The sequence below is a fragment of the Thermosipho affectus genome, from assembly GCF_001990485.1.
Lineage (GTDB): Bacteria > Thermotogota > Thermotogae > Thermotogales > Fervidobacteriaceae > Thermosipho > Thermosipho affectus.
Window position 1 is genome coordinate 94,644 of the sequence record NZ_LBFC01000006.1, and the last position, 24,039, is coordinate 118,682.

Annotated in this window: 26 protein-coding genes and 2 tRNA genes; 10 read left to right on the forward strand and 18 right to left on the reverse strand. The window is 32.5% G+C overall.

What is annotated here, in order from left to right; all coding sequences use genetic code 11:
• The first annotated feature begins 2 nt into the window (after positions 1 to 2).
• Positions 3 to 851 (forward strand): site-specific tyrosine recombinase/integron integrase, encoded by an 849-nt coding sequence (gene xerA, locus XJ44_RS01985; protein WP_077197893.1) that lies wholly within the window; start codon positions 3 to 5, stop codon positions 849 to 851.
• A 24-nt stretch (positions 852 to 875) separates the two neighbouring features.
• Here the strand turns inward: xerA and eno are convergent, their stop codons facing one another.
• The 15 genes from eno to XJ44_RS02060 form a co-directional block, all read right to left on the reverse strand.
• Entirely contained in the window at positions 876 to 2,162 is a 1,287-nt protein-coding gene (gene eno, locus XJ44_RS01990) for a phosphopyruvate hydratase (protein ID WP_077197894.1), read from the reverse strand.
• Positions 2,163 to 2,288: 126 nt separating this feature from the next.
• Positions 2,289 to 3,500: a hypothetical protein gene (locus XJ44_RS01995; protein ID WP_077197895.1), complete on the reverse strand. Its 1,212-nt coding sequence runs from the start codon at positions 3,498 to 3,500 to the stop codon at positions 2,289 to 2,291.
• A gap of 47 nt (positions 3,501 to 3,547) precedes the next feature.
• Positions 3,548 to 4,567: an S-layer homology domain-containing protein gene (locus tag XJ44_RS02000; RefSeq protein ID WP_077197896.1), complete on the reverse strand. Its 1,020-nt coding sequence runs from the start codon at positions 4,565 to 4,567 to the stop codon at positions 3,548 to 3,550.
• Positions 4,568 to 4,667: 100 nt separating this feature from the next.
• A complete protein-coding gene (gene tyrS, locus XJ44_RS02005) occupies positions 4,668 to 5,858 on the reverse strand; it encodes a tyrosine--tRNA ligase (RefSeq protein ID WP_077197897.1) in 1,191 nt (396 codons plus the stop codon).
• Between the two features lie 12 nt (positions 5,859 to 5,870).
• A complete protein-coding gene (gene secG / locus XJ44_RS02010; protein WP_172799327.1) occupies positions 5,871 to 6,101 on the reverse strand; it encodes a preprotein translocase subunit SecG in 231 nt (76 codons plus the stop codon).
• A gap of 60 nt (positions 6,102 to 6,161) precedes the next feature.
• A complete protein-coding gene (locus tag XJ44_RS02015) occupies positions 6,162 to 7,931 on the reverse strand; it encodes a TIGR03960 family B12-binding radical SAM protein (protein ID WP_077197898.1) in 1,770 nt (589 codons plus the stop codon).
• A gap of 11 nt (positions 7,932 to 7,942) precedes the next feature.
• Positions 7,943 to 8,965, reverse strand: coding sequence for a THUMP domain-containing class I SAM-dependent RNA methyltransferase (locus XJ44_RS02020; protein WP_077197899.1), 1,023 nt, complete (start codon positions 8,963 to 8,965; stop codon positions 7,943 to 7,945).
• The gene (locus XJ44_RS02025) at positions 8,962 to 9,279 is read right to left on the reverse strand and encodes a DUF190 domain-containing protein (RefSeq protein WP_075665403.1); all 318 of its coding nucleotides are present in this window, start codon (positions 9,277 to 9,279) and stop codon (positions 8,962 to 8,964) included. The genes XJ44_RS02020 and XJ44_RS02025 overlap by 4 nt, the downstream gene beginning before the upstream one ends.
• Complete coding sequence (crcB, locus tag XJ44_RS02030; protein WP_077287150.1) at positions 9,276 to 9,653, reverse strand: fluoride efflux transporter CrcB; 378 nt, start codon at positions 9,651 to 9,653, stop codon at positions 9,276 to 9,278. The genes XJ44_RS02025 and crcB overlap by 4 nt, the downstream gene beginning before the upstream one ends.
• Entirely contained in the window at positions 9,650 to 10,126 is a 477-nt protein-coding gene (locus tag XJ44_RS02035) for a hypothetical protein (protein ID WP_075665405.1), read from the reverse strand. The genes crcB and XJ44_RS02035 overlap by 4 nt, the downstream gene beginning before the upstream one ends.
• Positions 10,123 to 10,695: an RdgB/HAM1 family non-canonical purine NTP pyrophosphatase gene (gene rdgB / locus XJ44_RS02040; RefSeq protein ID WP_077197900.1), complete on the reverse strand. Its 573-nt coding sequence runs from the start codon at positions 10,693 to 10,695 to the stop codon at positions 10,123 to 10,125. Before rdgB ends, XJ44_RS02035 begins: the two co-directional genes overlap by 4 nt.
• 10 nt (positions 10,696 to 10,705) lie before the next feature.
• On the reverse strand, positions 10,706 to 11,164 hold the full coding sequence (locus XJ44_RS02045) for a 23S rRNA (pseudouridine(1915)-N(3))-methyltransferase RlmH (protein ID WP_075665407.1): 459 nt from the start codon (positions 11,162 to 11,164) through the stop codon (positions 10,706 to 10,708).
• On the reverse strand, positions 11,164 to 11,688 hold the full coding sequence (locus XJ44_RS02050; RefSeq protein ID WP_075665408.1) for a DUF501 domain-containing protein: 525 nt from the start codon (positions 11,686 to 11,688) through the stop codon (positions 11,164 to 11,166). Before XJ44_RS02050 ends, XJ44_RS02045 begins: the two co-directional genes overlap by 1 nt.
• The gene (locus XJ44_RS02055) at positions 11,661 to 12,431 is read right to left on the reverse strand and encodes a 50S ribosomal protein L11 methyltransferase (RefSeq protein ID WP_077197901.1); all 771 of its coding nucleotides are present in this window, start codon (positions 12,429 to 12,431) and stop codon (positions 11,661 to 11,663) included. Before XJ44_RS02055 ends, XJ44_RS02050 begins: the two co-directional genes overlap by 28 nt.
• Before the next feature lie 3 nt (positions 12,432 to 12,434).
• Complete coding sequence (locus tag XJ44_RS02060; RefSeq protein ID WP_075665410.1) at positions 12,435 to 13,250, reverse strand: peptidoglycan DD-metalloendopeptidase family protein; 816 nt, start codon at positions 13,248 to 13,250, stop codon at positions 12,435 to 12,437.
• A 227-nt stretch (positions 13,251 to 13,477) separates the two neighbouring features.
• On the opposite strand from XJ44_RS02060, the gene kal reads away from it, so the two are divergent.
• The 9 genes from kal to kamE are packed head-to-tail and all read left to right on the forward strand — an operon-like array spanning position 13,478 to position 22,029.
• A complete protein-coding gene (gene kal / locus XJ44_RS02065) occupies positions 13,478 to 13,861 on the forward strand; it encodes a 3-aminobutyryl-CoA ammonia lyase (RefSeq protein ID WP_088368842.1) in 384 nt (127 codons plus the stop codon).
• Between the two features lies 1 nt (position 13,862).
• Entirely contained in the window at positions 13,863 to 14,684 is an 822-nt protein-coding gene (kce, locus tag XJ44_RS02070; protein WP_077197902.1) for a 3-keto-5-aminohexanoate cleavage enzyme, read from the forward strand.
• Between the two features lies 1 nt (position 14,685).
• Positions 14,686 to 15,714 (forward strand): L-erythro-3,5-diaminohexanoate dehydrogenase, encoded by a 1,029-nt coding sequence (kdd, locus tag XJ44_RS02075; protein WP_077197903.1) that lies wholly within the window; start codon positions 14,686 to 14,688, stop codon positions 15,712 to 15,714.
• A 12-nt stretch (positions 15,715 to 15,726) separates the two neighbouring features.
• The gene (gene kamA / locus XJ44_RS02080; protein WP_077197904.1) at positions 15,727 to 16,998 is read left to right on the forward strand and encodes a lysine 2,3-aminomutase; all 1,272 of its coding nucleotides are present in this window, start codon (positions 15,727 to 15,729) and stop codon (positions 16,996 to 16,998) included.
• Complete coding sequence (locus XJ44_RS02085; RefSeq protein ID WP_077197905.1) at positions 16,995 to 17,405, forward strand: MaoC family dehydratase; 411 nt, start codon at positions 16,995 to 16,997, stop codon at positions 17,403 to 17,405. The genes kamA and XJ44_RS02085 overlap by 4 nt, the downstream gene beginning before the upstream one ends.
• Positions 17,402 to 18,367, forward strand: a complete 966-nt coding sequence (kamB, locus tag XJ44_RS02090; RefSeq protein WP_233119497.1) for a lysine 5,6-aminomutase reactivase subunit KamB — start codon at positions 17,402 to 17,404, stop codon at positions 18,365 to 18,367. The genes XJ44_RS02085 and kamB overlap by 4 nt, the downstream gene beginning before the upstream one ends.
• Positions 18,358 to 19,698: a lysine 5,6-aminomutase reactivase ATPase KamC gene (kamC, locus tag XJ44_RS02095; protein ID WP_077197906.1), complete on the forward strand. Its 1,341-nt coding sequence runs from the start codon at positions 18,358 to 18,360 to the stop codon at positions 19,696 to 19,698. Before kamB ends, kamC begins: the two co-directional genes overlap by 10 nt.
• On the forward strand, positions 19,688 to 21,250 hold the full coding sequence (kamD, locus tag XJ44_RS02100; RefSeq protein ID WP_077197907.1) for a lysine 5,6-aminomutase subunit alpha: 1,563 nt from the start codon (positions 19,688 to 19,690) through the stop codon (positions 21,248 to 21,250). Before kamC ends, kamD begins: the two co-directional genes overlap by 11 nt.
• Positions 21,247 to 22,029 (forward strand): lysine 5,6-aminomutase subunit beta, encoded by a 783-nt coding sequence (gene kamE, locus XJ44_RS02105; RefSeq protein WP_077197908.1) that lies wholly within the window; start codon positions 21,247 to 21,249, stop codon positions 22,027 to 22,029. The genes kamD and kamE overlap by 4 nt, the downstream gene beginning before the upstream one ends.
• A 13-nt stretch (positions 22,030 to 22,042) precedes the next feature.
• Here the strand turns inward: kamE and XJ44_RS02110 are convergent, their stop codons facing one another.
• The 3 genes from XJ44_RS02110 to XJ44_RS02120 form a co-directional block, all read right to left on the reverse strand.
• On the reverse strand, positions 22,043 to 23,185 hold the full coding sequence (locus tag XJ44_RS02110; protein ID WP_077197909.1) for an MFS transporter: 1,143 nt from the start codon (positions 23,183 to 23,185) through the stop codon (positions 22,043 to 22,045).
• A 525-nt stretch (positions 23,186 to 23,710) separates the two neighbouring features.
• A tRNA-Met gene (locus XJ44_RS02115) sits at positions 23,711 to 23,787 on the reverse strand.
• 32 nt (positions 23,788 to 23,819) lie between these two features.
• Positions 23,820 to 23,909 (reverse strand) — tRNA-Leu (locus XJ44_RS02120).
• Between the last annotated feature and the right edge of the window lie 130 nt (positions 23,910 to 24,039).

Genomic DNA, 24,039 nt, shown 5'->3' on the forward strand with positions numbered 1-24,039 from the left:
GGATGGATTACCTGGAAAATTTTAGAGATTATCTTGCACACGTTAGAAGACATTCGGAAAATACCCTAAAAGCCTACATAAAAGATGTAAGGAAATTTTTTGAATTTACAAAAAAAAATATTTCAGATATTGAGAGAAGTGACATTGAATCTTTTTTAAAAGCACTATCCAAAGGACAAATTACTGGTGATAGCCCTAGAGAAACTACTATATCAAGATACATATCCAGTTTAAATTCATTTTTTAGCTATCTTGAATTATCCGGTGCAATCTCTTCAAACCCAATGGAAAGAATTAAACATCCAAGAATTAGAAGAAAAATCCCAGATTTTTTGACCGAAGATGAAGTGCAAAAATTAATTTCTTCATTTTCTGAGGAAAATAAGTTACGGCAAAAAACTGCTATCTCTCTTTTATACTTTGCAGGTCTTCGTATAAGTGAACTTTGTAATCTAAGGGTATCGGATATTTCTTTTATTCCACCTTTTTTAAGAGTGGAAATGGGAAAGGGAAGAAAAGATAGATTAGTACCTCTTCCAGATAAGGTAGTTCCACTATTACAAAAATACATTGACACATTTAATCCAAAAATATACGTATTTGAAAACGGAAAAAAACACGTACATCCTTCTACAGTATTCAGATGGATTAAAGAAGGGGTAAAAAAAGCCCAAATAAAAAAAGATGTACATCCACATACTTTAAGACATTCATATGCCACACATTTAATCAGAAAAGGAGTTAACATAAAGGTTGTTCAAGAACTTTTGGGACATACAAATTTAAATACAACCAGCATATACTTACATGTTGCAGACCAAGAAAAATTTGACGCAGTAAGAAAATTATAGCCCTCCAAATGGAGGGCTATAATTTTATTTATCTATCGAATAAAACGCTTTTAATCCCCTGTATTCAGCAACTTCTCCAAGTTCTTCTTCTATTCTCAATAATTGGTTGTATTTTGAAATTCTTTCACTTCTTGAAAGGGATCCTGTCTTAATTTGTCCCGCATTTGTGGCAACTGCTAAATCCGCAATAAACGTATCTTCGGTTTCTCCAGACCTATGTGAAATAACATTAGTCATGTTATTTGTTTTTGCCATTTCTATTGCATTAAGTGTTTCTGTAACTGAACCTATTTGGTTTAATTTAATTAATATCGAATTTGTTGCTTTTACTTCTATTCCTTTTGCTAGTCTTTTTACGTTAGTAACGTATAAATCGTCCCCGACAATCTGAACTTTTTTGCCTAATTTTTCATTAAATTTACTATATGATTCCCAATCTTCTTGATCAAATGGGTCTTCAATTGAAATAATAGGATATTTGTTCACAAGAGATTCGTAATATTCTATTAATTCGTCTGACGTTTTTTCAGAACCATCAATAAAGTATTTTTTCGTCTCCTCATTGTAAAATTCACTTGCGGCAACATCCAACGCAATGAATATATCTTTTCCAGGAACATATCCTGCTGTTTCAATTGCTTTAATTAAAACTTGTATAGCCTCTTCATTACTATTAAGATTTGGTGCAAATCCACCTTCATCACCAACAGCCGTAACATGACCTGCTTCTTTTAGAATTTTCTTTAATGCATGGAAGGTTTCTGCTCCATATCTTAGGGCTTCTCTAAAGCTTGGTGCACCTGCTGGTACTATCATAAATTCTTGAATATCCAAATTATTGTCCGCGTGAGCTCCACCATTAATAACATTCATTAATGGCACAGGTAATACTTTTGCGTTAACTCCACCAAGATATTTATAAAGTGGTAAATCTAATGAATTTGCTGCTGCTCTTGCAACTGCCATTGATACACCTAAAATTGCATTTGCACCTATATTACTTTTATTTTCCGTTCCATCAATTTCAAGTAATGTTTTATCAATAAAGGTTTGATCATATGCGTTTAATCCTAACAATTTAGGGGCAATTTTTTCGTTCACATTTTCAACTGCCTTTAATACTCCTTTTCCTCCGTATCTTTTATCACCATCTCTTAATTCTAACGCTTCAAATTTTCCAGTAGATGCCCCTGAAGGTACAATTGCCCTTCCAATAGAACCATCTTCAAGCATAACTTCAACTTCAACAGTAGGATTTCCGCGGGAATCGAGCACTTCTCTTGCAAAAACATCAATAATTTCAATGTACATAAACTCACCTCCAAGTTTTTTATTTCACAATTATATTATACCTAAAAAATGTTTCAATTTGTATATGCAAATATTACAAATAAAAACCCCCGCACAATGCGGGGGCAATTTTAAACAAACCTTATATTAGAAACTTACACTCCAGCTAAGTTTTGCATACCATTGTGCATCGTCTTTATTGATATCTGCTGAACCATTTCCATCTTTATCATAAAGTGTTCCATAGAATGCACATATTGTTGTGTTATCATCAAGTGCATAGCTTACCTTTGCATTGTATCCAAATTCATTTCCATCTGTTAAGTATTTTACAGAAGTAGAAAGTGTAAATTTATCAACTGGTGTTACACTTGCATTTGCATCAACTGTCAAATTTTCTGCTGCTGCAACTACATCATCCCATGCTGCAGATACATCCGCATTTACCATATCATTTTCAAATGATGCGTTTACACTAACTGGAACTGTAAATTCTGTTGGCGAAGAAAGATCAGCAATTTTTAATGTTGCTTTTGCGCCTAATGTTACAGGAGAAATTTCATAGGATACTTCCGCACCAACTGTGAGTTCCTTTGCATCACTATCTCCTGCATATTCGAACATAGAAACGTTTTCTTTCCATGCAAATGTTTGGGTAAGTGTTACGATAGAAAATTCTGCCTTGATACTTTCGGAAATACCATATGCCGTTGTGTTTATACCATCTACCATACCAAACACACCATCAAGATCTGCTGTAGCAATACCAAGATCTAATGATGTCTTTGCATTCACACCATATTCGAACGTATTTGCTGTCGCAACTGTGTCTGCATCGTAAAATGCCGCTGCTAAATCAACACCTGCAACGCTATACTTTACACCTACAAAATCGTTGAACCATTTTTCTCCAGCTAACACACCAGTGTTGTAATCAACTCTTCTTAAAATGTCTTGGTATACCAAGGTAAGTCCTTCAACTCCACTAAGTGTTACTTCAATGTTTCCTTCAGCACTCATCAATGGATTTCCATCATTATTCGTACCAACGAAATATTGGAATGCACTTGCACCATTTGCATATGTAAGAGCAAAAATGCTGTTTTCAAAGCTAATGCTAGAAAGTGTTAAAGATTTTCCGATTAAATCGATTCCAAAGCTTACTCCAAATTGTGAGTCAGAAGATGGTGACCAACTTACCTTTGGCTTAATTAATACACCTGAAACATCCAAACCTTTTTCATCTACACCCAATGTAAAACTTGCACTACCACTCCAAGAAACTACAGGTGTAGCTTCTGCTGCAAAAACTGCCGTTAAAACAAACAACGATACTAATAATACCAAAAGCTTCTTCATACGCACAAACCTCCCTTTTTAATATAATTAATAACAATTACTTAATTTTATTTAATAAATGCTGCATATACACCCAAGCCAACACCAACGACACCTAAAATTAAACCAAATATCGAAAGCATATTTGTTGAATCCACTTTCTTAGATACAGCATCTAAATCTTCCTTTGCTGCTTTTGTTTCAATTGCGGATTTATTTTCATCTACTGCTGCCTTTACATTAGTTACCTCTGTTTTTAACCCTTCAACATTCTTATTAGTCTTTTCAATCTGTTTCCTTAAAGCATATTCTACTTCTCCAAGTTTTGCGGCAAGACCATTTAAAGTATCCGAATTAAATTGTGCTATATCCTTTATCTCACTTAATTTTCTATCTACACCTTTTATCTTTACGTTTATGTATTTAACCAACCTTGCATCAAGAGATTTTATACTCTCTGAATTTTGATAAACAAGATTTCTCAACATTGGAATTGCATTATTAACATTTGTTTCAACATTCAATAATTTAGCAGATAGCTCTGTATATTTTTCATCTGTATATTTAGCGGCATTTTCTTCAGCTAATGTTACTTTTTTGTACAAGAAATTAATTTGACCGTTTATTGAATCCAAAGATTTATTAATCATTTTTTCTACATCTTCAGATGAAACTTTCTTTGTTAAAGATTCATAAATCCTGATAACATCTTTATCAATAACATCTAACCTCTTTGATAAAACCTCAACATCTTCTTTTTTTGCTACATCTTTAAGTGCCTTTTTTAAGCTTCCGGAAATTTCATATAAAGCATTTATGTCGTTTTCATGAACATCAACTGTTACAGAAACCTTTTGAATCTCTTTTTCAAGTAAATTCATTACACGTGCCAAAAACACCGCAAGTTCATACCTTGTTATGTTACTAGCCCCCCTAAATGTTCCATCTGGATAACCTGTTACAATACCCGCTTTCTCTAACATCATTACTGAATCGTATGCCCAATGATTCTCTGGTACGTCTTTTAGTTCTGCAAAAATAAACGCTGAAACTAAAACCATAGCAACAATAACTAACAATCTTTTCATGAAAATACCTCCCTTCCTATTTTGTGTTACATTTAAATTACCATACAGGTTTATTATAACATTTTTTGTTAAGATATTTCAAGCCTTTTTTTAATTAAATTTAATCTTTTACAACCAATCTAAAGAATTTTCTTTTGCCAACTTTTAATACATGCTCTTTTTCGACCGTAACAAAATCTTTAAAACTTTTTACTTTATTTCCATCGAACTTCACGCCACCTTGGTTAACAATCCTTTTTGCCTCACTCCTACTTGATGTTGCTTCAACCAAAATCATCAAATCTACTATGTTGTACTCTCCCTCTTTTATTTCAATTTCAGGCATTTCATCTGGTAATTCTTTTTTCCTAAATACTTTTACAAAATTTTCTTCAGCTTCTTTTGCAATGTTCTCATCGTAAAAAAATGCCACTATTTCCCTTGCAAGTCTCATTTTTACATCTCTTGGATTTATCTTTGCTGCTTTCATCAACTTTTCGTATTCATCTATTTCGTCTTCTGGAATATTTGTCACAAGCCTCATATACTTTATTATTAGTTCATCAGGTATAGACATTACTTTACCGTACATGTTATTCGGTTCATCGGTAAATGCAATGTAGTTATCGTAGCTTTTACTCATCTTTAATTTTCCATCCGTTCCTTCAATAATAGGCATTGTCATTACTATCTGAGGTTTTAGTCCAAATTCCTCTTGAATTTTCCTTCCGACTAAGAAGTTAAAAAGTTGATCAGTTCCGCCAATTTCCACATCGGCCTCTATTGCAACAGAATCATATGCTTGCGCTAAAGGATATAAAAACTCAGCAATACTTATAGGTTGCCCTTCTGATAAACGCTTAGAGAAATCATCCCTTTCTAACATCCTTGCAACTGTATACTTTCCAGCAAGTTTGACTACATCGGCAAAATCCATATTCCCAAGCCATTCATTATTAAATCTAACTTCCGTCTTATCTTTGTCCAATATCTTAAATGCTTGATTTGCGTAAGTTTCGGCATTTTTTCTGACTTCCTCAGCAGACAGCATGGGCCTTGTTGTGTTCCTTCCAGTAGGATCCCCAATCATAGCGGTAAAATCGCCAATAATCAAAATAACATGATGACCTAAATCTTGAAATTCCTTTAATTTTTTCAAAACAACGGCATGTCCCAAGTGAAGGTCTGGCCTAGACGGATCAACTCCCAACTTTATTCTAAGTGGTCTATTTTCTTTCAATCTTTCTACTAACTCTTCCTCTGAAATTAAATCTACTACATTTCTTTTGAGTATTTCAAGTTGACTCTGCAAAAAAACTCACCCCTATCTGGAAATAAAGAAAGCTGTCAAAATGCTTGAGACAAAGAACAAAATACCAAACAAAACGGTAATTTTTCCCTCTGTATCTAACCCCTTTTCTCTTCCAAATATCGTATTCATAGATCCCGAACCAAACGCTCCACCAAGTTCCGCAAATTTTCCCATCTGTTTTAAAGAAAGATAAATCAAAATAACACTAATAATTCCATGTACTATTAGCATCACCTTGTCCACTAGACACACCTCCATCCAAGTTTTTTCTAAGCTTTATTATAACATATCAAAATATCCAAATCAAATCTTAAGGTTATTTTCCACATTTAAAATCTGGCATACTCCACAATAACTACAAACATTTCTACAATCTTTTGTACTCTCGCCTTTGAAGAATCTTTCATACTCTTTCCAAAGAAAGTATTTTGTAACCCCTGAATCTATATGGTCCCATGGAAAATCATCTTTTAAACTATATGGTCCTTTGTATTTGTCTAAATCTATATCTTTAAACGACTCTATCCACTCATCAAAATTAAAAAACTCTGTCCATTCGTCATAATAAGACATCTTATATTTTTTCATAATTACCCTAAATAAATGCCTATCACCTCTTGATAAAATTCCCTCAACAAAACTTTTTTTTCCATCATTTACATCAATTTTTGCATATCTTTTGTAATTTTTCAAAATACTATAAACATACTCCATATATTCTGGTTCTCTAATTTTGACAAATTGAAAAGCCGTGTGAGGTTTTGGAACAAGTAAATTAACAGATGCAGTAACAAGTTTAAACTTCATCCTTTTTATTTCTCTTAACAACTCACCTATTTCCTTTATATCACCCTCTGTTTCATCTGGAAATCCTACCATAAAATAAAGCTTTATTTTATTCCAACCTGCCTTTTTTGCTTCCAAAGCACTGTTGTAAATTTCATTAAAATCTATATTTTTGTTTATTTTATTTCTCATCGTTTGTGAACCAGCCTCTGGTGCAAGGGTAATTCCTCTTTTTCTAACCGAAGCTATTTTTGAAAGCAACTCAATGTTAAACGCATCAACCCTTGTAGAAGGAATAGACATTGAAATTTTTTTCTCTTTAATGTAAGGTAAAAGTCCATCTACAATCTCATTCAAAGTTGTATGATCCATAGCAGATAATGATAAAAGCGAAATTTCTTCATATCCTGTTTCTTTCAAAATTTTTTTTGCATTTTCAACAACATTTTTCTTGCTTCTTTCTCTTACAGGTCTATATACATAACCTGCATGACAAAATCTACATCCTCTAGTACAACCCCTACTAATTTCAATAACTCCTCTATCGTGAATACTTTGTACATTTGGAATGATCTGTCTTATTGGGACAAAGCATTCATCAAGATCACCTATAGCATTCTTTTTAATCTTTTTTGGAACATCTTTAATTGGAACAACCTTTTTTCCCCTTTGCCTGTAAAACTGGGGAATATATATTCCCGGAATCTTTGCTGCCTCTTTTAATCTATCTAACCTTCTTGCCCCTTTTGTTTCGTATAAAAGATCTAACAATTGCCTTAAATTCTTCTCTCCATCTCCTATATAGACTATATCAAAAACACCGGCTATAGGCTCAATATTAAAAACAACAGGGCCTCCTGCAATAACTATTGGATCACCATCTTTTCTTTTCTCAGATTCAACATTTATTTTGGAAAGTTCCAAAAGTTTTAATACATTTGTATAAGATAACTCATATTCTATTGATATTCCCAAAACATCCATGTTAAAGACTGGGGTTTTTGTTTCAAGAGTAAATAGTGGTATATCTTTTTTTTCCATCAGCTCTATCATATCAACCCATGGCAAAAACACCCGTTCTGCGTAAAATTCTTCAAATGAATTAATGTAATGGTACAATAATTCAAGACCATAGTGTGACATTCCTACTTCATACACATCTGGAAAGGCAAGTGCAATTCTAAATTTATTCTCAACATCTTTCCTAACCTGATTAAACTCTCCTCCAATATATCTTGCGGGTTTTTGAACATTCAAAAGCTCCTCATTTAAAAACCTTAAGATCATATACTACCTCCTCAATAAAACATATAAAACCAAACCCAAATTCCGCTATTTTGAAATCTTATCTTCTTTGTTGCCCTTCTACCAAAAAATTTTTCAAATTGATTATCCGGTGAAAGAATGTAAAACTTGGAATTTTTAAATTTTTTCAAGAATAAAGAAAAATCCACATCTGTTTTTATCCTTTCACCATACGGAGGATTGGTAACAACCCACACATTATCAAAGGTATAATCTCCAAAAGATTTATTCTCAAAAACCAAACCCGATATTCCAAACCTTTCTGCGTTAGCTCTTGCAACCTTTAAAATAGAATTATCAATATCGTATCCATATATTCCAGAAACATTTATATTTCTTTTTATTCTTTTAGGCCACTTTAAAAATCCCCAATTTTCAGAAACAAAATCTCTAAAAATCCCCGGCGGAGTATTAGATTTTATCAAAGCAGCCTCTATGGGAATTGTTCCACTTCCACAAAATGGATCAACCAACATATTTTTATTCCACCTTGAAAGCAAAATCATCGAAGCCGCTATTGTTTCCCTTAAAGGAGCTTTAGATGTCTTTAATCTATAACCTCTTTTACTTAACGCTTTTTCTCCAGTTGTATCTAAAAGTACTTGAAGTTCATCTCTTTTTAAAACTAACCTAACGGGAAATATCGTATTTTTTCTTTGTTTTATCTTTTTCTTTATAGCAGCATACGCAACGGAAATTATCGCACCTTTTGCGGAAAGTTTTGACTTTACAGATGAAATATCCGAAATATAAACTTTACCATCCACAAAATCCGACCAATTAATATTGTATATTGCCTTGTAAAGTTCTTCAAAGCTTGTTACCTTTTTTCGCTCAAGCAATATTAAAACTCTCTCGGCTGTCCTAAGGTTAATGTTGAGGAAAGGTATATCCTTTAGCTCTCCCTTAATATACACACGTCCTGAAACCGATTCCAATATCTTATACCCCATCTTTCTTAATTCAAGTGCTACAGCTGCCTCAAGACCTGTTGTACAAGTAAGTAAAAAAGTCATATTTTCTTCTCCATATAATACGCGTTTACCGGCATTTCAACTATCAATCCGTCAAAATTTAACTCCTTTACTTTTTGTAAAAACATATCAATTTTATTCTTTTCATCTACTATATCAATAACTATTGGTAAATCTTCAGATAGAGAAAAAAAATCACTCCTATGTATATGCCTCTTGTGTCCAAAGCCAATTATTCCTTTCATAACAGTTATTCCTCTTAATCCTTCATCGTATGCAAGTTTTACAATATATTCAAAAACAGGTTTTCCAAAATGTACATCTTTTTCCCCCAAATAAATTCTGAGCAACTTCATAAAACTCTCCCCCTTCCAAGTACCATCCCCAAAAATGCGGCCAAAAATCCCAAAACTACATTTGAAGAAAAATAACAAAAAGCCCTAAACGGACTTGTTAAAAATAAAGATAAAGATTCATATGTAAACGTTGAAAAAGTAGTAAATGATCCTAGAAAACCCGTTCCAAAAAACATCAAAAAACTCCTTGAAATCTCCAACCTTTCGATATTTAAAAACATTAGAAAAGATAATAAAAAGGCACCAACAACATTAACAATAACAGTTCCAAAGGGGATATAACCAAAAGGAAGGTGGGAATTAACAAATTTTGAAACAAAATATCTTGATAATGCACCCAATGCTCCACCCAAAGCTATATAAACTATCTTCACGATATTTCACTTCTTTCAAGCTTTTCGTATAAAACATAAGACATACTATCATCTACTATTCCATTCTCTGGAAATACTCGAATATAATTTGGTCTATCTTTGAAGAGCAATATTGCAAAACACATCCTTTTCGAAATATCACTTGCAACCATTATCTGTGCTTTTCTCAAAAGAAATTTAGATGTATATACTGTCTTGTCAAACAAAAAGAAAAAATCCACATCCTCTAAATAATTTTCGGCAATTCCAATCTGAGTTCCATTAATTATTGAGACAACGTAATTTTCCAATCTAATTTTCCTTTTAGTATTTCTCAAGACTACATCAACAAGCCTGTACTGTCCGTGGATAAACACATGCTCACCGTTATAAAAAATCGTATACGGAACGTTATAACTTTCAAAATCAGTTGTAATCCAAATATCCGGATCAAATTCTTCCACTAAAAAACTTTTAGATAAAAGAATTCTCAAAATTCCTCCACCTCTTTTAAAATTTTAAACAACTTTCTAAATGCACGGCTTCTGTGACTTATCTTTCTTTTAATCTCGTCTCCCAATTCCCCAAAAGTTTTTTCATATCCGTGCGGAATAAAAAATGGATCATATCCAAATCCAAAATTCCCTTTTATTTCTCTTGAAATTTCACCTTCAACTTTTCCTTCCACAGAAATCAGCACTCCCTTTTTGGGATTAAAATAAGTTGCAACACAAACAAATTGTGCAGATCTATCAACCTTGCTCTCTAACATTTTAAGAATTTTCTCCATCTTTAAAACATAAGGTTTTCCTTCCATAAATCTTGCACTTTCAACTCCGGGAAATCTTCCCAACGCATTAATTTCAAGTCCGGAATCATCTGCAATAACCGGTGTATTTAAAGCAAGTCCATAATAATAGGCTTTTTTCATGGAATTCTCGTAAAAAGACTTTCCATCTTCAATAACCTCTACATTTTTAGGAGACCTTTCAACTTCTATACCTTCTAAAATAATCCTAATCTCTTCAACCTTGTGCGGGTTTGAAGTTGCAATGTAAATCATTTTCACACCCCTAATAGTGATATTTTTCGTTATTTATTATTTTAAATCCCCTAAAAATCTGTTCTAATAGCAATATTAGTACCATTTCATGTGTAAAAGTAAATTTTGATAACGATATCCTCTTTAAAGATAACCTCCTTAATTGCTCATCTACCCCTAATGGCCCTCCTATAACAAAAACAATCTCCCCTTCAAGCATCTGCATATCCAAAAATTTAGAAAATTCCAAACTATCAATTTGTTTCCCAAAAAGATCAAGTAAAACAAATTTCCTCCCCTTTATTTTACTTAAAATCTCCTTTGCTTCATTTTTAAGTATAACACCTCTCGAAAGTTTGTTAAGATCTCCACCCAATTTAATAAAAGTTACTTTTACCTTTGCAAATCTTTTTATCTTTCCCAAATAAAAATCAAAAGCATCTCGAAGATGCTTAGAAAGTTTTCCAGGAATAATTATTTCTATGTACACTACAATCCCTCACAATATTTATCTTCACATTCCAATCTTTCTAGTTTTTTAAAGATAATCTCTCCAACTGGATTTTCTATCCCAGATAAAAAATCTGCTAAATGCAGATGCAAACACTTTACCTTTGAAAAATTTGAAATCCCACCTGTTCCTACTTTTTTTAATTCTTCTCTCCAGCGTTTAAAATCTAAGAACTCTTTTTTTAAGAAAAACTTATCTCTTAAATCTATAACTTTCTTGTGTGCTAAAAATAAACGCTCTCTAAACCTTTCATCTTTGCTTATTATTCTTTCAATTTCTTTTATCATTCCCTTTTCTTCCAATCGAGATACCTCTTTTACAAGAAAAGGACACGTTAAATAATACAATGTGGGAAAAGGTTTTCCATCTTTAACAGGCAAACTAACAACAACCTGTGGAAATCCATAAGAACAAAAACGTGTAACATTGCAAAAGTTAGTAATCTCCCGTCCAAGTTGTTTGGCAACTATTTTATTTAAAACTTTATCACCAGTGCATTCCATTCGTTTTTCCTCCGATGTTCTATAATATTTAAATGCTTAAATAAATCTAATTTTGAATCTATAATCCCGGATAAAATAACTATTCCATCCTTTTTTAAATATTTAGGCATATCCTCCAACGCTTCTATTAAAATTTCGGCAATTATATTTGATACAATCAAATCGTACTTCCCATCTATGTTTTTAAATAAGTTTGACTCTCTAATTTCAACATCTTCATTATTCTTTTTTACATTTTCAAGAGCAGATTCAACGGCAAGTGGATCATTATCAACACCTAAAACTCTATTTGCACCTAATTTTTTAGATAAAATACTTAATATACCGCTACCACAACCTAAGTCCAAAACATCCATACCTGGTCTTAAATACTCCTTCAAAAAAGACGCAGCAAGTTTCGTTGTATCGTGAAGTCCTGTACCAAACGCAAGTCCTGGTGTTATCTTTATAACTACTCCCTTTTTTATATCGTGAAAATCTGGATCTATCCATACACCTTCAATGAATTCAAAAGGGCGAGAAATTAAATTCTTCACCCAATCATCTGATGATGTTACCCTTTCTTCAACAATGTCAAATGAAAAATCAAAATCAAATTCCTTTTTTTCACTAACTACAACTAAAAAAATTCCCTCTTTTGTTTCATAAAAATAATAATTGTTAATTTGTTTATCAAAAAAATATTCTTCCAATTTTTCTACATCTTCATTAGATATCCTATAAACCCTCTCAAAAAATTCCATTTTTTATTCACCACCTAAATACAAACCTTCATCCTTCAACACATACATCCTTCCGTACGAAGGAAGAAAAGCCATGGGATTTGTATGCCTTCCATTTCTTCTCACTTCAAAATGCAAATGTGGACCGGTACTCACCCCTGTCGAACCTACTCTTCCAATTAATTCTCCTCTTCTTAAACTCTGTCCTTTATACACACATATTTTCGACATATGACCATAAACTATGTCGTAACTACCATAATCAACTATAACTGCAAGTCCATAACCCCCATATTCACCTGCAAATTTCACAACTCCATTTGTAGCAGAAAAGATAGGAGTCCCCATTGGTGCAGAAATATCTACCCCTGTGTGAAAACTTTTTCTATGATAAATAGGGTGCATTCTCCACCCATATGTAGAAGAAATCTTTCCAAAAACCGGCCAAATGAAATCTTTATCATATACATTAAAAGCTTTTCCAACATAATCTAGAGGGACAAATAATTTCTGTCCTACATAAATATAGGTGCTCTTCAAATCATTTGAAACTTTTATATCATCTACCGTTGTAAAAAATCTTAACGCAATCGAATAAAGACTATCTCCTTGTTGAACCTCGTATATAATACCAGAAGGTTGAGGTATCTTTAAAACTTCACCGACCTTCAAATTATACGGATCAATATCATTCCAATCAAGGATGACAGACGGTGAAACCCCAAATACCTGAGATAGTTTATATATAGTATCCCCAGGTTGTACATAATAGCTTAAAATAAAATAACTGGGAAATACAAAAACTGAGACAAGCAAAATAATAAAGGAAATCTTCTTCATAGTTTAATACGCTCCTCTCATTAAAGACAAAATTATTTTACCATACAAAAACTCATAAAATCAAATAAAAAATAAAAATTTAAAAGTATCTTTGAAAAAATAAATAAAAAACACATTAAAAAAGCTAAATTAAGTTAATCATTTTTAATAATATTTTACAAATTTTGCTTAATACCCCCTGTTCTGTTAATATTAAAACTGTAATGTAAAAATAAAGGGGGGATTATGTGAAAACCACATTAAAAGTACGAATGAGTAGTGCAGATGCCCATTACGGTGGCAATTTAGTTGATGGTGCAAAAATTTTGCAGCTTTTTGGTGATGTTGCAACGGAATTACTCATTCGTCATGATGGAGACGAAGGATTGTTTCGCGCATATGAAAATATTGAATTTTTAGCACCAGTTTATGCAGGAGACTTTATAGAAATAACAGGTGAAATAATTAAAGTTGGTAAAACTTCTAGAAAAATGGAATTTATAGCAAAAAAGATTATAACTGCAAGACCGGATATAAACGATAGTGCAGCAGATGTGCTGGAAGAACCAATAATCGTTTGTAAAGCTATAGGAACATGTGTAGTTCCACTCGACAAACAAAGAAGGGGATAACATGGAAAAACTTATTATCACCGTTGCCGTAACAGGTGCAGAAGTTACAAAAGAAAAACAACCCAATCTTCCCATTACACCAGATGAAATTGCAGATGAAGTATACGAATGTTACCTTGCAGGTGCATCTATTGCACATATCCACGCACGGAACAATGATGGAACACCTACACAATCATACGAAATCTACAAAGAAATAAAGGAAAAGATAGAAAAAAAGTGCAACATAATCTTCCAACCTTCCACAGGTGGAGCAACGTGGCACACCTTCGAAGAAAGAATGCAACCATTACTAACAAATCCAGAAATGGCAACACTTAGTGCAGGAACTTGCAATTTTGGAAATGATGTCTTTTTAAATCCAATGGAATACATAGAAAAGTTTGCTATTGAAATGAAAAAAAGAAATATAAAACCAGAAATTGAAGTTTTCGAACGTGGAATGATTCAAAATGCATTAAATCTAGTAAAAAAAGGAATACTTGATTTACCACTCCATTTTGATTTTGTTATGGGAGTGCCTGGGGCAATACCAGCAACGATAGATGATCTCGTTTATCTAGTTTCAAAACTTCCAGAAGGTTCTACATGGAGTGTTGCCGGTATAGGAAAATATGAACTTCCATTGGCAGTTCACGCCATACTCATGGGTGGACACGTCAGAGTGGGATTTGAAGATAACATCTATTATAAAAAAGGGGTGCTTGCAAAATCGAATGCCCAACTTGTGGAAAGAATTGTAAGAATTGCAAAGGAGTTGGGAAGGGAAATTGCAACCCCAGATGAGGCAAGAAAAATTTTGGGAATAAAAAAGGAGGAGTAAGATGATAAATAAAAAGGGATGTCCATATGGAACGCACAGGGTTATTGAACCAGAAGGTTTTTTACCACAAGCTGCAAAAAAAATAGATAACAACATGGAAATCTATTCCAACGAAATACTAATAGATGTAAAGACTTTAAACGTGGACTCTGCAAGCTTCACTCAGATAAAAAATTCGTGTAACAACAATATCGAATGCATAAAAAAAACAATTCTCTCAATAGTAAAAGAAAAGGGAAAGCTTCAAAATCCCGTAACTGGTAGTGGTGGTATGTTAATAGGGACTGTTAAAGAAATAGGAAAAGATTTAAAAACAGATCTAAAGGTAGGAGATAAAATTGCAACCCTTGTATCTCTTTCCCTTACCCCACTAAAAATTGACGAAATTCTAGATATCAAAATTGATGCAGAACAAGTGGATATAAAGGGAAAAGCAATATTATTCGAAACGGGAATTTACGCAAAACTTCCAGATGACATTCCAGAAAAACTTGCACTTGCCGTTTTAGATGTTGCAGGTGCACCAGCGCAAGTAAATAAACTTGTAAAACCTGGAATGACAGTTGCAATAATAGGTGGTGGAAAATCTGGAATACTCTGCACCTATCAAGCAATGAAAAATGTTGGAAAAAATGGTAAAGTTATTGTAATAGAATATTCTAAGGAAAATGCTCAAAAAATAATTGATTTAAACCTTGCACACCACGTAATAGTCGCAGATGCCACAAAACCTGTGGAAGTATACCAAAAATTCACAGAAGTTAGTGAACTTGCAGATGTAACTATTAACAACGTTAACGTCGAAGGTACTGAAATGTCTTCTATATTAATTACTAAAGATGAAGGAATAATTTATTTCTTTAGTATGGCAACATCTTTCACTCGGGCAGCCTTGGGAGCTGAAGGTGTGGGAAAAGACGTAACTATGATAATTGGAAATGGATATACTAAGGGTCACGCACAACTAAGTTTGAATATTATCAAAGAATCTAATGAAATAAGAAAGCTATTTGAATCAAAATATTGTTAATGGGGGGATAGGATGAGACATTATAAAGATATACCACTTTGGAAAGATGTAACAGAAGAAGAATGGAATGATTGGAAATGGCAAATAAGAAACAGAATAACAGACGTAGACACTTTAAAAAAAGTAATCAACCTTACCAAGGAAGAAGAAGAGGGAATAAGACAAAGCCTTAAAACTTTGAGAATGGCAATAACACCTTATTACGCCTCACTTATGGATCCTGATAATCCAAAATGCCCCATTAGAAGACAAGCAGTACCTACAATAAAAGAACTTGAACTAAAACCTTGGGATATGGTTGATCCACTACACGAGGATGAAGATTCTCCAGTTCCAGGATTAACACACAGATATCCAGATAGGGTTTTGTTTTTAATTACCGATATGTGTGCTATGTATTGTAGACACTGTACAAGAAGAAGATTTGCAGGTCAACATGATAGAGCTAGAACAAAAAGTGAAATAGATGCAGCTATCGAATACATAAGGGAAACTCCTGAAGTTAGAGATGTATTACTTTCCGGTGGAGACGCATTACTTGCTGGAATCGATATGCTTGAATACATATTAAAAGAATTGAGAAAGATAAAACATGTGGAGATAATTAGAATAGGAACAAGGGCACCTGTAGTCATTCCACAAATCGTTACAAAAGAACTCACCAATATGCTAAAAAAATATCATCCAATATGGATTAATATGCAATTTAACCATCCAAAAGAAATAACACCTGAAAGTTCGAAAGCTTGTGAAATGCTTGCAGATTCCGGTATTCCATTGGGAAATCAATCTGTACTTTTACGTGGAATAAACGACAGTCCATATATCATGATGGAACTTGTCCACCAACTTGTAAAAATAAGGGTAAGACCGTACTATATTTACCAATGTGATCTTTCACAAGGAATTTCTCACTTTAGAACATCCATTGGAACTGGATTGAGAATAATAGAAAGCTTAATTGGACATACTTCAGGTTTTTGTGTTCCAACATACGTTGTCGATGCACCAGCAGGTGGTGGGAAAATTAGGTTAATGCCTCAATATCTAATCTCTTATTCAAATAACACCGCAATTTTACGTAATTATGAAGGTGTTATCGTTGCATATCACGAACCAGAAGAAACAAAATCAGATGTAGACGATAGTGAATACAGAAGAAAATATGAGTTTACAGGCATTGCCTCTCTTTATGAAAGCAAAAAAATATCCATCGAACCTACACACCTTGAAAGACATGAAAGAATCAAAAACTGGAAAGAAAAAAGGGGAGAAAAAAGATGAAATATGAAGAATTAAGCGTTGGCCAAACATATGAAAAGGTTATAAAGGTAGAAGAAAAACATGTATTTCAATTTGCAGAAATTACGGGAGACAAAAATCCTGTACATATTGATGAAGAATATGCCAAAAAATCTATTTTTGGAGGAAGAATTGCCCACGGCATTCTTCTCCTTGGTTATATTTCATATGTTTTGGGAATGGAGTTCCCAGGTCCTGGAACAATATACATGTCACAAAACGCAAAATTTTTAAGGCCTGTATATGTAGAAAAAAACATAAAAATAAAAATAAAAGTATTGGAAAAGCATGATGAAAAAAAGAGGATAAAAGTTTCCACGTTAATTTTTAACGAAAAAGACGAATTATGTGTGGAAGGAGATGCTCTACTTTCGTTAAAATTCCTTTGATAAATTTGTTTAAAAAATTCAAAACAATAGCAATTGTAGGATTGGAAAAAAACACAGGAAAAACAGAAACGTTTAATTTTCTGCTAAAGCATTTGCAGAAAGATTTCGTATTGGGAGTCACATCAATTGGGATTGATGGTGAAGATACAGATCAAGTAACTTTCACAAAAAAACCAAACATATTAGTCGATAATGGGATCTTATTTGTAACTACAGAAAATTTTTACAAAAGGAAAAATTTTCTTTCAGAAATACTATATGTTTCAGACAGAAGCACATCAACGGGAAGAGTAATAATTGCAAAGGCACTTGAAAAAGGAAAAATAATTTTATCAGGCCCCACTACAATCCAATGGCTCAAAGAAATAAATTCAATACTTCAAACATTTGGAGTAGAAAAAATACTAATAGACGGGGCTTTGTCTAGAATAAGTAGTTCAACATTAAGCGATGCAGTAGTACTTTCAACTGGTGCTGCAGTAAGTTTGGATATAGAAAAAATAGTTGAAAAAACATTGGATTTATTTTACAAAATAAATCTTCCTTTATACCCTGAAAAGTTGGATATAAAATCAGGTATATTTACAAAAGATTTAAAACTAATAGCACGTTCATCTTTAAATATCAATGATTTAAGTTTAATAAAAGACCAAAAGGAAATTCTAATAGGCGGGGCATTAACGGAAAAATTTTTAAGGAAATTGATAAATAATAATACCTATCCAACTTTGGTAGTTAAGGATTTTTCAAAAATATTTGTAAATAGTTTTTATTTAAAACTCTATCAAAAAAAAGGTGGAAAGATATTGGTGCTACACAAGCCAAATTTGTGTTTAGTTACGGTAAACCCATATTCCCCAAATGGCTTTGTAATAGACGACAAACTACTAATCGAAAAACTATCAAGTAAAATAAAATTACCCATATTAAACGTTAGAAAGGTTGAAGGTGAATGGATATAGGCTTTGATTACATCAAACAAAATTTGGACTTTTCCTCGCAAATTGGCAAAAGATACCTTGAAAATCTAAATCTTTTATCGGATAAAGATACAATACAATTACATCTAAAAGCTATGGAAAAATTGTTTGATATACCAATTGATAAAATCAAAAACATTCTCTCACACTTTCAGGATATACTTAAAACTATAAATAAATTAACAACTGGAACAACACTTGATGAAATTGAACTGTTTCAATTAAAACAATTCTCATACTTTTCAAACGAATTATTTGAAATTCTCAAAGATTTAAATCTTCTGGATTGCTTTAAGCTTGAAAAATTACATAAACCTTTCCAAATTCTAGATCCAGAAAACCAAAATCTTCCAACCTTTTACATATACAGTAGCTATGACAAAGAACTTGAAAATATAAGAAAAGAAAAAGCTAAAATAAAAGATGAGGAAAAATTACTCAAGCTATCTATAAAAGAAAAAGAAATAGAGGAAAAAATATGCAAAAATCTTTCCGAAAGATTATCCAGACATTCACATAATTTTTTAAAAAACTATGAAACTATTGGATTTTTGGATCTTTCCATATCAAAAATGGAACTTTCCAAAAAACTGGATCTAAAAAAACCCAATATATCGGAGCAACTTACTATAAAGCTTTCTAAACTTTTTAACCCTGAAGTAAAAGAAATACTCGAAAATACCGGAAAACATTTTCAAAAAGTAGATATAACCTTAAAAAACGGCACACAAATTATAACCGGTGCAAATATGGGTGGAAAAACTATTCTTTTAAAAACAATAGCACTTTCTCAAATTCTATTTCAAAAAGGATTTTATATTCCAGCGGAAAACGCCTTTTTGCCAATTTTTGATGATATCTTCTTTATTTCAGGAGATTTTCAAGATGAAAAACTTGGACTTTCTTCATTTGCCGCTGAAATGAAAATTTTAAATAACATATTTAAACAAATACAAAGTAATAAAAAATTTTTGATTTTACTTGATGAACCTGCACGTACGACAAACCCATTAGAAGGAAGAGCTATAGTTAAAGCAATTGCAAAGTTATTTAACAAACCAAATATAGTATGCGCAATAACTACACATTTTGACAATGTACTATCTTCAAATATGCGTCATTTAAGAGTTAAGGGATTAAAAGATATAGAAAAAATAGACAAAAACAAAGAATTACAAGATTATTTTGACTATTCACTTGAAGAAATAACGCAAAAAAATTCTCCAAAAGAAGCAATAAAAATATTAAAATTACTAGATATAGACAACAATATAGTGGAAAAAATAGAGGAGGTATTGGAAAATGGAGAGTAAACTAGGACTTGATTTCAAAAAAGTAGACTACGCAAAAAAACTTGCCCAAAAAATAGCCAAAGATATAAAAGAATTCGTAGAACCTCGCTCCACAACTTCTATCGAAAGAACAATATGCAGATTTTTAGGTATAGATGGAACAAATAATGAAAAAGTTCCTCTTCCAAATGTCGTTGTTGATCACTTAAAAGAAAAAGGAATTTTAGAACAAGGTGCAGCATATTTTATTGGAAACGCAATGATAGAAACAGAACTCTCCCCACAAGAAATAGCAGAAAAAATAGCTAAAAAAGAATTGGATTTAAGCAAAGTAAAAACACATTCCATAGAAAATGTATTGGATATTCTAAATCCATTAGTTGAAAGTACAATAAACCGCATAAAAGAAAATAAAAACATACGAGAAAAAATGATAAATGAAATTGGTGATGGAAAGCAACCATATCTTTATGTAATAGTTGCCACGGGAAATATATACGAAGATGTCGTTCAGGCACAGGCTGCCGCACGACAAGGTGCAGATATAATTGCGGTAATTCGTTCTACTGCACAAAGTTTACTTGACTATGTACCATATGGCCCAACTACAGAAGGTTTTGGGGGAACTTATGCTACTCAGGAAAACTTTAAAATAATGAGGAAAGCACTAGATGAGGTTTCCCGCGAAGTCGGAAGATATATCAGACAAGTAAATTATGCATCAGGCCTTTGTATGCCAGAAATAGCTGCAATGGGAGCTATTGAAAGATTAGATATGATGTTAAACGATGCCCTTTACGGCATCCTATTTCGGGATATTAATATGCAAAGAACTATAATTGATCAGCATTTTTCAAGAGTAATAAATGGATTTGCTGGGATAATAATAAACACAGGTGAGGACAATTATCTTACAACGGCCGATGCATATCAAGAAGCACATACCGTTCTTGCCTCACAATTTATAAACGAACAACTTGCATTAATAGCAAATCTTCCCGAAGAACAAATGGGTTTAGGCCACGCATTTGAAATGAATCCTGATCTTGAAAATGGCTTTTTATACGAGCTTGCACAAGCTCAAATGACAAGAGAAATATTTCCAAAAGCTCCTTTAAAATACATGCCTCCAACAAAATATATGACAGGAAATATATTCAAAGGACTAGTTCAAGATGCAATGTTCAACGTAATTTCAATTTGGACTAAACAAGGAATCCAACTTCTAGGCATGTTAACTGAAGCTATCCATACTCCATTTATGTCAGATAGATACCTCGCAATTGAAACGGCAAAATACATATTTAATAACATGAAAAACATAGGAGATGAAATATACTTTAAAGAAAATGGTTTAATACAAAATAGAGCCAAACAAGTTTTAAATGAAGCTATAGAACTCCTCGAAAAAATATCAGAAATCGGGCTTTTTAAAGCTTTAAGTTTAGGAGTCTTTGCAAATATAAAAAGACCAATAAATGGTGGAAAAGGACTTGACGGAGTATTTATGAAAGGCAAAAATTATATAAACCCATTTTTTGATAAAATGTTAGAAAGAAGGTGTCAAGAATGAGTGGATACAATCTTGAAAAAAAGAATATAGATAAAACACTAAACCTTAAAGCGGTTAAACCCTACGGTGACACCATGAATGATGGGAAATTACAAGTAAGTTTTACACTACCTGTACCATTTGGAGATGAAGCAACAGAAGCGGCAAAAATACTAATGAAAAAAATGGGTCTTGAAAATCCACAAATAGTATTTTCAAAAGAATTAACAAAGGGGTTTACATTTTTCATTGGCTATGGAGATTGCATTCACACAATAGACTATACAAGTATACATGTTCCAAAAGTCCACGTTGAGGAAATGACAATGTATGAGATAGATAAATTTATAAAAGAAAAAATAGGCAGAAAAATAGTAGTAGTAGGTGCCACTATAGGAACTGACGCACACACAGTTGGGCTAGATGCTATTTTAAACATGAAAGGATTTGCCGGACACTACGGACTTGAAAGATACGAAATGTTCGAAATATACAACATGGGAAGTCAAGTACCAGTTGAAGAATTTGTAAAAAAAGCAATCGAGGTTAACGCAGATGCATTACTTGTCTCACAAACCGTTACTCAAAAAAATATACATATAAAACACCTTACCGAACTTGTGGAATTACTTGAAGCAGAAGGCTTAAGAGAAAAATTAGTATTGGTAGTTGGCGGGCCAAGAATAACACATGAGCTTGCAAAAGAACTGGGATACGATGCGGGGTTTGGCCCTAATACATTTGCAGAACATGTAGGTTCATTCCTTGCGCATGAAGTATATAAAAGATTAAATAAATAAGGGGCAAAAGCCCCTATTTTTTTATTAAAAACCTTATTTGAATAAAAAATACTATAATCGTCAACAATAGTCCAAAAATTCCAAGCCCCTTTATCCCAGAAAAATAATCCAAAAAAGTTCCACCAATTAATGGACCAAAACCAAACAAAAGACCAATTACAGCTTCATGAAATCCTCCTTGCTTTCCCTGATCATCTTCTTCAGAATGAAGCCCATAGTATATTGCAAATGTATATGGAATAGCGTAACACATTCCACTCAAGAAAGAAATTACCAAAAATAACATTGGCGATGGTTTAAAAAACATAAGAAGGGAAGTTACCGGCAATACTAATAAAAAATAAAAAGAAACCTTTGGTTTTCCCACCCAAAAGTTAAATTTCCCCATAAATAAAAAAGTCAAAAAAACTGACAAATTTGCAAAGGCAATTAAAAATCCTGTTAAACTAAGCGCCGTACCATATGAACTTATTAATTTTGGAAAAAGAGCCAAAACTGACGTATACAAAAGTCCTGAAAAAAACAACGTACTTCTATACACCAACCTATATTTTTTTATATTTTTCACTATCTTTTCCATTTTAAAATTGCAACACAAAAGTCTTATGTAATTTCCAAAGCTTTTATAATCATACCAAACAAAAATACTCATAGTAGTAGAAAGAAATAAACCATATCCAAATATTATTTGTGGATATTTTACAGTCATAAATGGTCCCAAAGCCATCCCAATGATATTTCCAAAACTCCACGAAAGATTAAATCTCATAACTGTTTTAGAATGTGGAAAGTTTGCTAACGATTCGCTTTTTGATATTAGTCCCTCAATTTGAGGATAAAAACTTCCAAAAAATAAGTTTGATATAACAGCTATTACTACTAAAGAAAATACACCTGATAAATTCAATGAAACAACTAAAAAGAAAAAATACAGTAAAAACTCCACTATCAATATCTTTTTATAACCAAACTTATCACCAAGATGACCTATACTAATACTAGTTATCACGTAAGAAAGTGCACCAAAAAAATTTATCATACCAATCTGAGAATATGCTAACCCCAACTTCGAACCCATTGAGTTTACATATGAAGTTATTAAATAAAACAATATAGAGAAACATACTGAAATAAAATGATATCTGTGAAATCTCATACAACTCCCCCTTCGTAATTAAAAAATTTATAGCTATCCCAATAAATCTTACAGTGATAAATATAAATTTAGAAGTCATAGTATGAAAATTATCGTTATTAATCTACTTTTTCTTACCTTTCATTATAAAAAAACCTCAATAGATTGAGAAATCATTTATGCCGTAAATAACACTAATAAAAATCTCCAATTCCGTCATAAAATTGTCACAAAATGTTTTGTTATTCTACTATAAACGATGAAATTGACAACCAATGTGCTACCAAATAATATCTAGTAAATTCTAATATTCTTAAAAAGTAATATTTTGAAGATTTTACCACAACAATCTTTTCATCATCTTATGCAAAAAATCTTCAGCCTTTATAGTAATTTTCTCCACAAATTTGTAAAAAATCTCAAGAAAATTACTACGAATGTTTTCACAGTCAACAAATGAAAAACAATTCCTTCTCGATACTAACACCTAAAACGCTTCCAGACTAGATAAAAAAAGGTAGAACCATTTTCGGTTCCACCTTTTTCTGGTAGCGGGGGCAGGATTTGAACCTGCGGCCTTTGGGTTATGAGCCCAACGAGCTTCCAGACTGCTCCACCCCGCATCGTATATAACAACACTGCTATTATTCTCAAGTGGTGCCGGGGATCGGACTCGAACCGACACGGAGGTGTAACCCCCAGCGGATTTTAAGTCCGCTGCGTCTCCCAATTCCGCCACCCCGGCGTCACCGTAATTTATTTTAACATAAAATGTAAAATAGTCAATACCTTTTGAAGAGTGTTTCAAAAAATAGGATTATATAAAACAAATCTGAGGAAAAATCAAATAAAAAAATTGAAATAGCTATATCATA

Coding starts and splice junctions, on each gene's coding strand:
- kdd (WP_077197903.1), top strand. CDS start 14,686: ATGATAAATAAAAAGGGATGTCCATATGGAACGCACAGGGTTATTGAA.
- XJ44_RS02060 (WP_075665410.1), bottom strand. CDS start 13,250: ATGAAGAAGATTTCCTTTATTATTTTGCTTGTCTCAGTTTTTGTATTT.
- XJ44_RS02015 (WP_077197898.1), bottom strand. CDS start 7,931: ATGATCTTAAGGTTTTTAAATGAGGAGCTTTTGAATGTTCAAAAACCC.
- XJ44_RS02050 (WP_075665408.1), bottom strand. CDS start 11,688: ATGGAATGCACTGGTGATAAAGTTTTAAATAAAATAGTTGCCAAACAA.
- XJ44_RS02055 (WP_077197901.1), bottom strand. CDS start 12,431: ATGGAATTTTTTGAGAGGGTTTATAGGATATCTAATGAAGATGTAGAA.
- XJ44_RS01995 (WP_077197895.1), bottom strand. CDS start 3,500: ATGAAGAAGCTTTTGGTATTATTAGTATCGTTGTTTGTTTTAACGGCA.
- kce (WP_077197902.1), top strand. CDS start 13,863: ATGGAAAAACTTATTATCACCGTTGCCGTAACAGGTGCAGAAGTTACA.
- eno (WP_077197894.1), bottom strand. CDS start 2,162: ATGTACATTGAAATTATTGATGTTTTTGCAAGAGAAGTGCTCGATTCC.
- xerA (WP_077197893.1), top strand. CDS start 3: ATGGATTACCTGGAAAATTTTAGAGATTATCTTGCACACGTTAGAAGA.
- XJ44_RS02025 (WP_075665403.1), bottom strand. CDS start 9,279: ATGAAGTTGCTCAGAATTTATTTGGGGGAAAAAGATGTACATTTTGGA.
- XJ44_RS02020 (WP_077197899.1), bottom strand. CDS start 8,965: ATGACTTTTTTACTTACTTGTACAACAGGTCTTGAGGCAGCTGTAGCA.
- kamE (WP_077197908.1), top strand. CDS start 21,247: ATGAGTGGATACAATCTTGAAAAAAAGAATATAGATAAAACACTAAAC.
- XJ44_RS02085 (WP_077197905.1), top strand. CDS start 16,995: ATGAAATATGAAGAATTAAGCGTTGGCCAAACATATGAAAAGGTTATA.
- kamA (WP_077197904.1), top strand. CDS start 15,727: ATGAGACATTATAAAGATATACCACTTTGGAAAGATGTAACAGAAGAA.
- rdgB (WP_077197900.1), bottom strand. CDS start 10,695: ATGATTTACATTGCAACTTCAAACCCGCACAAGGTTGAAGAGATTAGG.
- XJ44_RS02110 (WP_077197909.1), bottom strand. CDS start 23,185: ATGAGATTTCACAGATATCATTTTATTTCAGTATGTTTCTCTATATTG.
- XJ44_RS02000 (WP_077197896.1), bottom strand. CDS start 4,567: ATGAAAAGATTGTTAGTTATTGTTGCTATGGTTTTAGTTTCAGCGTTT.
- kamC (WP_077197906.1), top strand. CDS start 18,358: ATGGATATAGGCTTTGATTACATCAAACAAAATTTGGACTTTTCCTCG.
- kamD (WP_077197907.1), top strand. CDS start 19,688: ATGGAGAGTAAACTAGGACTTGATTTCAAAAAAGTAGACTACGCAAAA.